Source organism: Rhizobium sp. 05N430, from assembly GCF_056396985.1.
Genome location: NZ_JBFTMO010000035.1, coordinates 1 through 10,940, shown reverse-complemented (window position 1 = coordinate 10,940; position 10,940 = coordinate 1). Strand labels below are relative to the sequence as shown.

At 56.2% G+C, this 10,940-nt stretch carries 10 protein-coding genes; 5 read left to right on the top strand and 5 right to left on the bottom strand.

Going from position 1 to position 10,940, the window contains the following annotated elements; genetic code table 11:
* The 3 genes from AC1DJO_RS29750 to AC1DJO_RS29740 form a co-directional block, all read left to right on the top strand.
* Positions 1 to 358 (top strand): chemotaxis protein CheW (locus tag AC1DJO_RS29750; RefSeq protein ID WP_477974122.1); only part of this gene is annotated, 358 nt, incomplete at its 5' end.
* Between the two features lie 53 nt (positions 359 to 411).
* Positions 412 to 2,205 (top strand): methyl-accepting chemotaxis protein, encoded by a 1,794-nt coding sequence (locus AC1DJO_RS29745; protein ID WP_477974121.1) that lies wholly within the window; start codon positions 412 to 414, stop codon positions 2,203 to 2,205.
* Between the two features lie 14 nt (positions 2,206 to 2,219).
* Positions 2,220 to 2,675 carry a chemotaxis protein CheW gene (locus tag AC1DJO_RS29740; protein ID WP_477974120.1) on the top strand — a complete coding sequence of 152 codons (456 nt, stop codon included), beginning with the start codon at positions 2,220 to 2,222 and terminating at the stop codon, positions 2,673 to 2,675.
* A gap of 140 nt (positions 2,676 to 2,815) precedes the next feature.
* Here the strand turns inward: AC1DJO_RS29740 and AC1DJO_RS29735 are convergent, their stop codons facing one another.
* The 3 genes from AC1DJO_RS29735 to AC1DJO_RS29725 all read right to left on the bottom strand — a co-directional run bounded on the left by AC1DJO_RS29735 (position 2,816) and on the right by AC1DJO_RS29725 (position 4,490).
* Positions 2,816 to 3,097 carry a hypothetical protein gene (locus AC1DJO_RS29735; protein WP_477974119.1) on the bottom strand — a complete coding sequence of 94 codons (282 nt, stop codon included), beginning with the start codon at positions 3,095 to 3,097 and terminating at the stop codon, positions 2,816 to 2,818.
* Between the two features lie 122 nt (positions 3,098 to 3,219).
* Positions 3,220 to 3,531: a hypothetical protein gene (locus AC1DJO_RS29730; RefSeq protein ID WP_477974118.1), complete on the bottom strand. Its 312-nt coding sequence runs from the start codon at positions 3,529 to 3,531 to the stop codon at positions 3,220 to 3,222.
* Positions 3,532 to 3,713: 182 nt separating this feature from the next.
* Entirely contained in the window at positions 3,714 to 4,490 is a 777-nt protein-coding gene (locus AC1DJO_RS29725; protein WP_477974117.1) for an alpha/beta fold hydrolase, read from the bottom strand.
* A gap of 149 nt (positions 4,491 to 4,639) precedes the next feature.
* On the opposite strand from AC1DJO_RS29725, the gene AC1DJO_RS29720 reads away from it, so the two are divergent.
* Positions 4,640 to 5,614, top strand: coding sequence for an AraC family transcriptional regulator (locus AC1DJO_RS29720; protein WP_477974116.1), 975 nt, complete (start codon positions 4,640 to 4,642; stop codon positions 5,612 to 5,614).
* Here the strand turns inward: AC1DJO_RS29720 and AC1DJO_RS29715 are convergent.
* Positions 5,611 to 5,799: a hypothetical protein gene (locus AC1DJO_RS29715; protein WP_477974115.1), complete on the bottom strand. Its 189-nt coding sequence runs from the start codon at positions 5,797 to 5,799 to the stop codon at positions 5,611 to 5,613. The two genes, AC1DJO_RS29720 and AC1DJO_RS29715, sit on opposite strands and share 4 nt — an antisense overlap.
* A gap of 517 nt (positions 5,800 to 6,316) precedes the next feature.
* Between AC1DJO_RS29715 and AC1DJO_RS29710 the strand changes: the two genes are divergently transcribed.
* Positions 6,317 to 9,796 (top strand): P-loop NTPase fold protein, encoded by a 3,480-nt coding sequence (locus AC1DJO_RS29710; protein ID WP_477974114.1) that lies wholly within the window; start codon positions 6,317 to 6,319, stop codon positions 9,794 to 9,796.
* 11 nt (positions 9,797 to 9,807) lie between these two features.
* On the opposite strand, the gene AC1DJO_RS29705 is transcribed toward AC1DJO_RS29710, so the two are convergent.
* On the bottom strand, positions 9,808 to 10,940 hold a 1,133-nt coding region (locus AC1DJO_RS29705; RefSeq protein WP_477974113.1), incomplete at its 5' end, for a B12-binding domain-containing radical SAM protein.

The following is a 10,940-nucleotide window of genomic DNA, read 5'->3' as shown; positions in this document are numbered from 1 at the left end:
TCTGCCTGAGACCGCCGTTCCCGGCGCTCAGTCCTTCGTGGCCAGCGTCATCAATTTTCGCGGCAAGGTCATCCCGCTTGCCGATCTGCGCCTCGCCTTCGGCATGGAAGCGACCGAAGCGACGATCGACAGCCGCATCATCGTTATCGAAATCGACCTGCAGGGCGAGCGTACGCTCATTGGCCTCAGGACCGACAAGGTGAATGAAGTCACCGCGCTCGCAAAGACGGCGAGTGAACCCCCACCGAGTGTCGGCATGCGCTGGCGTGCCGACTACATCAATTGCCTCGTCAAGCGGGGAGGGGAGATCGTTATCATCCCCAATCTCCACAAGGCCGTCTCACATATCCACGAATAAGCGGCGTGGTCGCACACCGCCCCTCATTTTCAAGTATCCAAACGGAGCATATAATGCGCTTTACGATCAAACTTAAACTAGGGCTGGTCTTCACCTTCATCGTTCTCCTCACTTGCGCGATGGCGGGACTCTCGATCTTCAATCTCTCCTCACTCAATAACGATATCTCGATCATGGTCGCCGGACCGGTTGCTAATCTGCGAGACTCGGGGGAGTTATCCTCGGCGGTCTTGCGCTCGATACGAGCTGAGAAGGACGCCATTATCAACACCGACCCGACCAAGATTATAGGCTATGTGACTGAGATCGCGGAGCAGAGAGGCCTCATCAGGGAGCTGCATGCAAGGCTGACCAAATCGAGTGACCCAGACATTCTCGCTGCCATGCAGAGGGTCAACGACCTTTTTGAACGGTGGACGCCGCTGCAGGACAAGATCGTATCGCTGGCCAAAGAAAACACCGCCGAATCGAATACTCAGGCAGGCGTCATCTCGATGGGCGATGGACAGCAAGTCATTGGTCAGCTCCTTCAGACGCTCGAGAAGCTCAATGAGACTGTTACGTCTAACGTCGAGGAGACTGACGCCGCGACGAACGAACAGTATGAGGTCTCGCGCAATTCGCTGCTGATCATGACGATAATCGTCATTCTGGTCGCAACAATAGCGGCGGTTTGGATTCTCCTGAACATCTCTCGCGGCCTTAAGCGTGCTGTAGACCTCGCCGACGCCGTAGCAATCGGAGATCTCGACCAGGAAATCGTTCACAAAAGCAATGATGAGATTCGTGATCTGGTCAAGGCTATGTCTACGATGACAAGCAATCTGCGCAGCACATCGAAAATAGCAAACCAGATTGCGAATGGGGACCTCATGGTGTCGCCCAAGCCGTTGTCTGAAAAGGACACGCTGGGTATTGCGCTTGAACAGATGGTTGGACGACTGCGTGGCGTCGTGGCGGACGCGTTGATGGCATCGACCAATGTTTCATCGGGAAGTCAGGAACTTTCTTCAAGCTCTGAACAGGTCTCGCAGGGCGCAACCGAGCAAGCGGCGTCCGCTGAGGAAGCGTCAGCGGCAATGGAGGAGATGGCCGCCAATATCAAGCAGAACGCAGACAATGCGGCTCAGACCGAACAGATTGCTCGGCAGTCCGCTAAGGACGCAGAGGCAAGCGGCGAGGCCGTGACCCGTGCAGTGCAAGCAATGCGGACAATCGCTGAGAAGATCGGGATCGTTCAGGAAATTGCCCGTCAGACAGACCTTCTCGCTCTAAATGCGGCTGTGGAAGCAGCCCGCGCTGGCGAACACGGCAAGGGATTTGCGGTTGTTGCGTCGGAGGTTCGTAAGCTCGCAGAGCGCAGTCAGTCCGCAGCGGCCGAGATCGGCGCGATGTCCGGCGACACTGTGCAGGCTGCCGCCGAAGCCGGTGAGATGTTGAGCCGATTGGTACCTGATATCCGTAAGACCGCGGAGCTGGTATCGGAGATCAGCGCCGCATGCCGAGAGCAGGATATCGGCGCCTCGCAGATCAATGAAGCTATTCAGCAGCTGGACAAGGTCACTCAGCAAAACGCGGGCGCTTCTGAAGAGATGTCATCGACTTCCGAAGAGCTGGCGGCACAAGCTGAGGAGCTGCAGTCGTCTATTGCCTTCTTTAAGGTCGACAACAGCAGCATTTCGCGAGACCCGCGGCCGGTCGCACACAAACCTGCTGGTCATGCGGCAAGCCTGAAGCCGAAAGCTAATACCGTCTCGGCACAACAGGCACGCGCTCGCGGGTTCGCCTTGAACATGTCCATGGGCGGTCCCGACGCCGGCGATGATGACTTCAAGCAGACGGCCTAGAAAGGAAGATGACGATGTCGAATTTTCTGACTTTCGGACTGGGCGAGGAGGTCTTCGCCCTTCCAATCGAACTGGTCAACGAAGTCCTGGACTACGCGACCCCATTTAAGGTGCCTAACGCTCCAAATTTCCTCCTGGGACTAATGGATGTGCGCGGTCAGAGTATTCCGGTTATCGATCTCCGACGTCGCCTTGGCCTCATGCCGGGCGAGATCACGCAAGACACCAGGATACTCTCGGTAGAAATCGCTAGGGAAGAGCGAAACCTACTACTCGGTCTACTTGTTGACCACGTCTATGAAGTAGCCGATATCGATCGGACGGAAACCGTGAGCGCCCCAGAGATAGGTTCGAGTTGGAAGTCGGACTATATCGATGGGATTGCAAGAGGGAAAAATGGTTTCATCCTGCTGGTTGATCTAGTGAAGCTACTAGCTTCCGATCAGAAGCTTGCTTCAATCGCCGCATAGAGGAAACACGCCGGCGGCCCAGTCATGGACCGCCGGCGACCCCACCTGTCCCAACACCCTCGCTGCGCTAGGGACGAGATCTATCTAGTGTTTAAAGGCTTCCCTGTTTATCCCCAAATTCGGGGTGCCTCGAAGCGCGGCTAGCCCTTGACGTTTGACGCTTTGACCTTTGTGCAGAGCCTCGAAATATCGGCCTCCAGTTCGTTGCATACGACTTCATACTCCTCGATGAGATCGACTGGCGAATTTGGATCGGAACGGAGATTTTCGAGGGTCGTTGCCGCGAGATCGTAGGCTTCGAAGAGTTCGTCGATCAGCGAAGCGCGAACCTCTTTAAGGTGTGGTCGAAGCGCGGGTAGGCGCAGCGAGAGACGTTTGCGCCCGCGCTCCCTCACAATGATTTCGTTGTAGGTACTGTCCATACCTCTCCGCGCACACCGCTAATCTCAATGGTTCAAGATCTTCTGTGCGCAAACACTTGTCCAGCTATACGTCGGTATGGTGAGAGAATTTGAGGCCGCCGCAGGTCGAGGCATCAGGAGACCTAATTGAGGTGGCCGGAGCGCTTGGCGTTCGATAGCCGCAGGATCAGATCCAATCTGTTCTGAGCTATTGCGGTGAGCAGCTTCCAGCCTTCAGCGATCTCGCGGGCTTGATCTTTGAGTTCAGGATCAACGCTCTCAGCGACTAATGTATCCAACAGCATCAGGTGGGCGGAATGTGCTGTGTTTATATCGATCAAAAGTTGGCTTGCTCGGGCCTCGGACAGCGCGATATCGGAGCAAACCATTAGCGCTTCGTCAGTGATTGCTCGTAGCGAGCAATTCTGCTTAGCGACAATCTCATGCCAGCTCAAAAACAGTCCTTACTTAAAACGCGTGGCGCCCCCGCCTAAACCCAATAACTCCTGCAATCCGACTAGTCGGCTTGTCGATCAAAGGAATACTCATCTGGCGCGGGTTTTGTAGGACATTTTTCGCGTTGATTTGGGACATGGAAAAGTCGGCTCCAGTTTAACCGGAGCCGACGCATCATTCTTCAATGAGCAGCAGCTGCTGCACGCTCGATCTCAAGCGCAACTTCCTTGGCATGACTTACCAGGGATGCGTGGCTGCCGGGTACTTCGATGGTTGCAGCGTTCATGCGCTTCGCGAAGAAATGCTGGGCATCAGGAGCAATCACCTTGTCCTGCGTGCTGATGACAAAATAGGTCGGCTTGGTTTTCCAAGCGGCTTCGGTCAGCTTGGCCTCGAAAGCGACGTGATTCAGCGGCAGCTGATTTGCAGCCAACTGCTCGCCAATCTGGGCCGGGAGATCGCCGGTCACGACTGCAGAAAAGGCTTTTTGGTCAATCGACAGGAACCCCTTCTTATCGACCTTGATAGCCTTAGCGCCGTCAGTTGCGGGACCCGATGCTGCGAGACCTGAGAGCGACTCTCCGACGTTCGGAGCAAAGGCGGACACGTAAACGAGCGCCTTAACATTCGGCTCGTTGCCCGCCTGGGTGATTACGGCCCCACCCCAAGAATGTCCTACCAGAATGGCCGCACCCTTCTGAGCCTTCAATGCTTCCTTAGTCGCGGCAACATCGTCGTCGAGAGACGTCAGAGGATTCTTAACCAGCGTGACGTGAAAGCCATCCTTCTGAAGGATCTGCGCAACCGGCTGCCAGCTGGTTTCGTCGACAAACGCGCCGTGGACGAGGACAATGTTCTTAACCGGATGCGTGCTGAGCTTCTTGGCATCGGCGTCTGTTGCGATAGTGGCTGTTGCAATCAGTGCGGTTGCAAGAAGAGCGTTAAGCTTGGCGTTCATGTGAAAATTCCTACTTAATGTCGAAGCGCTGTGCGCTGGTGGGGTTGAAGTCGGTGCCGGCAGCGGAGCCTAAGAACAATCTGGGCGAGGGCCACTTGATTGATTTCGAAGTTTGCCTTTACGGTCGGTGACGACTGCATTGGAAGGTAATGACAATCATGGCTTCAGCCCATGACGGGGAAAACGGAACACTTGCTCAATCGTCCGGAACGGATGAGGATCTCCTCTCGTCCGTGCTCAGGTATGTTCAGCTCAAGGGTGACAGAGTCTTCTCGACGTCCCTGAGGGGCGGGTTCAGTGTCAAGCTTCCGAAGATTTCGGCCTGCTTTCATGTCATTCGCGAAGGAAGCGCCTTGTTTGCCATTGGCGGACAGCCGCCATTCAGAGCGGAAGCTGGCGACGTCATCTTCATGCCGCGAGCGTCAAGCCACACTCTCTCTGATCCCATATGCAACGAGCACGATTGGGTAATTTTCGACGTCGCTGCAGGCGCGATCCCATCGTTGGTCGAAGTCGGAAGCGGAGATGTCATAGCGAGCACGATCAGTGCAACATTCGAGTTCGAGAATGCCAATGCGGTGGCTCCGTTGCTTGGGATACTGCCGGACGCGGTTCACATTCGCCGGAAGGATGACAACTCTGCCGTCTTGATCAGTGATGTAGCCGGGTTTCTGGTGCTGGAGGACGTCGACCGTGAACCAGGCGCCTCGCTAATGATATCCAGGGTCATCGATATCCTGGTCATCCGCTGTATCCGCAGCTGGGTTCGAAACGTCGACGCCAGGCAAGGATGGGTCGGCTCACTCAGCGATCCACGGCTTAGCAGGGTAGTGGCTGCGATACACAAGGACCCCCTTGGGGATTGGTCAGTTGCAAACCTCGCGTCGATTGCCGGGATGTCGAGATCGTCCTTTGCCGAGAGGTTTCAGCACATCGTCGGCGAGCCGCCACTTCGGTATATACAACGATGGCGCCTTGTGATGGCGTCTGAATTGCTCCAGCGGTCCAATAACCCGGTCAAGGACGTGGCACGGTCGGTGGGATATGACTCCGAGGCGGCGTTCAGTCGCGCATACAAAGCGTTTTTTGGACGCCCGCCTCGTGAGGCTCGCACCGAAGCCTAGTGCTTGGTTGTTAGAAGCTCCGGGTCCACGCGGTCCATGATCTCAAATATCTCTTGCTCARCAACGTTCAGGAGATAGTGGAGCAACTGAAAACCGTTACGGTCCGCCAACACCTTCGCCTTGCGAAGCGCTGTTGTGATTTCAATGAGATCATGTTCATCGCCATTGGTCGCTGATTCTTGCATCTGTTCCTCCCGCGACGCACGGGTCCGCGTCCCGAGAGTCCTGCCATCAGCTGTTAGGGATGCGATACGCCACTACGACAGTTAGCCGCGCTCCAACAGCTGTCTGCCAACGCTACTACATGGCGTGGATAATATGCGCCGCTCTCAGTTTGTTGGGAATATTGGAAAACGGTCGTTTTCGCAGTGGAATCGAGACATCGATCTGCCAATGACGTGAGGGGCAACCAGACATTCGTATAGGTTCCCGGTGAGAACGAATGAGGTAAGTTGTCGTTGATCAGTTCTCAGCTCTGATCGAGGCGGCAGTCACGTTCCCCTGACTGCCTACGGGTGCCGGTCGTCTCCAGCCGGTCCCAGCGGAGGCTCCCTCCGTTCAATTTGCCGCTCCGTAGCCGCGGAGCGGTTTTTTCCATCCTCGACGCACTCCGAATCTACAGAGAGTTGTGGATTGTCCCGTTGCAATCGCCCGAAAATTGCTTCTTGCTAGTGGTGGTATCGTGGAGATTCGGAGGGACGGGTGACGACTTGGAAAGAGCTGGAAAGGCAAGCTGTCGACGTTGTTCCACACGTCAATAAACGCGCTCCGGGCATCACTCAAGCACTGGTCGCCGCGGCACACTATTTCCGAGAAGGCCAGCTCTATACTCTGGACGTTCGTTCGCTTTTCTTGGGTCTCCTATCAGCTGGGTTAGCAAATGATGCGAGGCCGCTCGCAGGAAACACGTCGACTTGGATTGCGGAATGGTTCGCCTCCCAATTTGGACGTGATGCTCTGCTGGACGCGGTCGAAGATGCTAAAACCATAATGGTCGAAATGTCCGTGCTCTCGGGCGGTGAAACATTGGTATGTGGCGACGACCTAAGCGATTTGGCGGCACGTGCGAGCCAAATCGCAAAAGAGACGGTCGACCGACGAAATGCAGACCTTCGTCATTTTTTCGCGGCCATGCTCGAAGTCGAAGGGGTTCTCAACCGCACGATTTCTGACCTGATGGACCTTGGTGGCTTCGAAATACGATCCCGAGAAATTCGGCAACTGCTTTACGATCGAATCGAGCAAAATCCGCAAGCCGGCGAGGACATGACTGCTTGGGAGCGCATTCTTGGCCTCAGCAGCCTCCCAAAGTCTGGCGCTCGACCTGTGCCACAATGGATGCTTCCCCTTGGTGCCACCAGCTGGTCGACCGACGCCAGCGACTTTCTCAGTGTAGCAACTGGATTCCAAAAGTCAGGTACTGCACCACAGTTGACATCCACACGACTGCTGCTCGGGGCGTTGGACCATGATGGTCTGGGGGAAACCGGCGGAAGCACCGCCCTTATCGAGGTTGTTACCCGCAGTGATAAGTTTGCCAGCGTTGTGAACGGGGCTAGGGCGGAATACGGCGGGACCGTGTTTGACGCCGATGTTGAGGCAACCGACCCGTCGGACAACGTGAAGGCTATAATTGCGCTCGCAGCAGGTCGAATGGCACAGATCTTTTCCGGGGCAGTAGGGCACTTGACCGCCGACAGCATTTTGGCCGCCCTCCTGAAGAAGCCCGGGACAAGTGTTGTCGATCGGCTCCTGCGCGTCGATATGAGCCTTCCCGCGCTTCGCAAGCTTTTTTTAGAATCAATGGAGCAATTGAGCCAAGCTGACCAAAGAAATTGGAGGGCCGCGCTCGGGGCCGTATCGACGGCGCCCACTTTCGCACCTCTTGGCAACGATAATCCGGATGGCGTTTCTCTTGACGACCGACTAGGTGCAAGAGCTGAGGCGCGAGCCTTTGCTCGGGTAGCCGCCGCAAAATCGATTCATCCACCTCTCGCGTTCGCAATATTCGGAGAATGGGGAAGTGGAAAGTCCTTCTTCATGCGCCTTGTCCAAGCGCATGTTGAAGCAATCGCCCAAGGCGAAGCGCCCGAAGCCAACGCTGAGGTCTTCCATACGAAAATAGTCCAAATACGCTTCAACGCTTGGCACTATGCTGAAACAAATCTCTGGGCGAGTTTAGTTGCGCATATCTTCGCGGAGCTTGAACGCTGGGACCTTGAACAGGATCCCAGGCAATCGGACACGCTATTCGACAACCTTGCAACTGCTCGAGAGCTGAACCTGCAAGCGGCTGAACGCCTGGTCGAGACCAGGCGGCAGCATCGCGAGGCAGGAAAAGTGCTGCAAGTGAGCAAGATCAAACTGAAAGAGGCAGAGGAGAAAATCCTCTCTGATCCAACGACGCTGCTCAAATCTGCATTTAGCGAAATGCTCGCCAATGAGGACATCAGGGATCACCTCGATGAGGCTGCACAGAAGCTTGGCCTCGATAAGCTGGCAGAAGACGCAGCGAAGCTGCAAGCCGAAGCCGCCAACCTAAAGGAACCGTCATATCGCCTCGCGATTCAAATTCGCGGGCTGTGGCAGACCGCCCGAAGCAAAGGCGCGATTTTGGGTGCGCTAGGTATCGCAGCCTTCGCCGTCATTGTTCTGTCCGTTCTGTCGAAAATGGACTTTGTCCCGATGAATGGGGCAACCACATTGACGGCGTTTTTGGTGTGGGTGACGACGTGGCTTATTTCGATCGGTTGGTGGGTCAATCGAGCCACCAAGCTCGTGAAGCGTTACGGCGCCAGGTTGGAACGCAAAGTTGCTCTCAAGACTAGAGAGCAACGCAAGCAGCTTAAAACACAGGCCGGGAACCTAAGCGTGCTTGCTGCGGCGGTTGAAGAGGCCGAGGCGATGCTAAACGCTACGGGGGACAACGTAGCGAACGCAGCGCACACATATGCGAGCGTGAATGGCAGCGGTCGGCTGATCAAATTTGTAAAGGAGCGAGCATCAGATGAGCATTACGCGAAGCATCTAGGCTTGGTCGCGTCGATAAGGAAGGATTTTACGCAACTCTCATCGATGATCGCCGGCGTTGGAAAAGATGTTGCAGCGAATGCCGCGGAAATCGAGGAATATTATCGGGCTCGCGTGGAGGCACTCGTAAAAGCTTCTGGCGATTTTCTAAACGACAACGACCGGGCAAAGCTTAGATCGACGCAGCCGAAGGGCACGACAAGAGAGGGATTCCAGCGCATTGTCCTCTACATCGACGACCTGGATAGATGTGCTCCAGAGAAAGTCGTCGAGGTTCTTCAGGCCGTACACCTTCTTCTGTCGTTCCCTCTTTTCATCGTGATGGTCGCGGTGGACAGTAGATGGCTGAAAGAATCCCTCACGTCACACTACGGCTCTCTCATTGGCAGGGGTCACGGCGACCAACCTTCCGACAGCGCGAACCCGGCCGACTACCTCGAGAAGATTTTTCAAGTACCATACTGGGTGCGCTCCATGGACAATGGGAACAGCGTTGAGCTTCTCGCCACGCTGTCCGCACCTCTAACAGGATTGGCACCCAGCAGCGCTACCAACCCCAGCAGTGCAGATCTTGACGCTCCCTCCAATGCCGCACTTGAGGAAGCAGATGGGAGAGCATTCGTGCGCGTCGATTTGCCAAATGGTGACGTCAGAACGACTGTAGGGCCGCCAGCGCCCTTGGTGGCAGAGAGCGAAACTGGTCGCTCTAATTCCGAGCCAATGTCGCTTACAGAGCCCGAGCGCCGCTTCATGTTAGCTATGGCCCCATGGTTGGGCGCAACCCCGCGTCGCGTCTTGAGGTTCCTCAATGTCTATCGTCTCATCAAGGCTGGCATGGAAAATGAGGAACTGGAGGCTTTGGAGCAGGGCGGCTATAGGGCCCTAATGACTCAGCTGGCTATCGCAACGGGCGCTCCATCACTGTTCTCGATCTGGCTGGAGGTGCTTGAGAGAGGCAACGAGACTGTAAGCGTTGTCGATGATCTGATGTCGCGAATTCCTCACGAGACCAAGGATCTAAAGCGAATGAAGAACGCGTTAAAGCTCTTCGCGGAGAGTTTGGATGGAGAGCGCCAATACAGCGGCAAGGTCAATACGCGAGAGTTGCTTCAATTTTCCGAGATTGTGCGGCGGTTCAGCTTTCAAATTTGATCGAGGCCTGATCACTCGGCGGCGGGAGCCGCTTGGGTGAGCTTGGCGATCTTGCGGACGTGGGTGACGGCAGCGGTGCCGCCCGAGGTCTTGGTGAAGAGCTCGAGACGCTCTTCCTCGTTATCCTCGACCGGTGTCAGCGCCTGATCCATGTAGGTCTTCGAGGCGGGGTCCCTGGCGATCTTGAAGGCGGCGTAGCTCATCTTCACGATCACGCCCGCAAGCTTCATGTGCTTGCTGACGGTTTCCCAGGCAAAACGCGGCCAGAAGAGCAGCGGATGGACCGGCTTCAGACCGGGGCGCAGTTCCGAGGGATGCTTGAGGCGCAGCAAGCCGCTCTGCAACGGGTGGACGTTTTCGAGCGGCACCGTCGTTGCGAAGGAGACGAGGACCTTGACGAGGCTGGCGAGGGGCACGCCTGTTGCCACGGCGCGGCGAAGCAGCGTCTTCACATGTTCGGGGGAATAATAGAGCGGCCATGCCTCGCGGTAGACGGTTTCCCACTCTTTGCGGCTCATCTTCTCATGCGCGGTGCAGACATGCTCGACGTCGTAGACGTTGAGGTCCTTCTCCATTTCGACGCCCTTGCGCCAGAGGGTCTGGTGATCCTCGGAGCCGGGCAGAGGCGTCAGCACGAAGAACTCGATGACATCGAGCGGCAGTTCGTGCTGGATGATCTGGATGTCGCGGCGGATGCTTTCCGGCGTATCGGCGGGGAAGCCGAGGATGTAGCCGGCCAGCGTCATGATGCCCTGGGCCTTCCAGGCGAGCAGCATCTTGCGGTATTCGGTAATCTTGTTCTGGTTCTTCTTGGCGGCGGTCAGATTGTCCGGGTTGACGTTCTCAAGGCCGATGAAGACGCGGGTGACGCCGGCGCGTTTCGATTTCTCGATGAAGTTGGGGATCTTGTGGCAGAGCGTATCGACCTGGATCATCAGGCCGAGCGGAATGCCGTCCTTCTCCCTCAGTTCGATCAGCCGGGCGAAGATCGCCTCCCAATCGCGGTTGCGGGCGAAGTTGTCGTCGGTGATGAAGAATTTGTGGATGCCCTGCGCCCAGTTCATCCGGACGAGCTTCTCGATATCGTCGGCCGAGCGGAAACGCGACTTGCGGCCCTGGACATTGATGATGGTGCAGAAGGAGA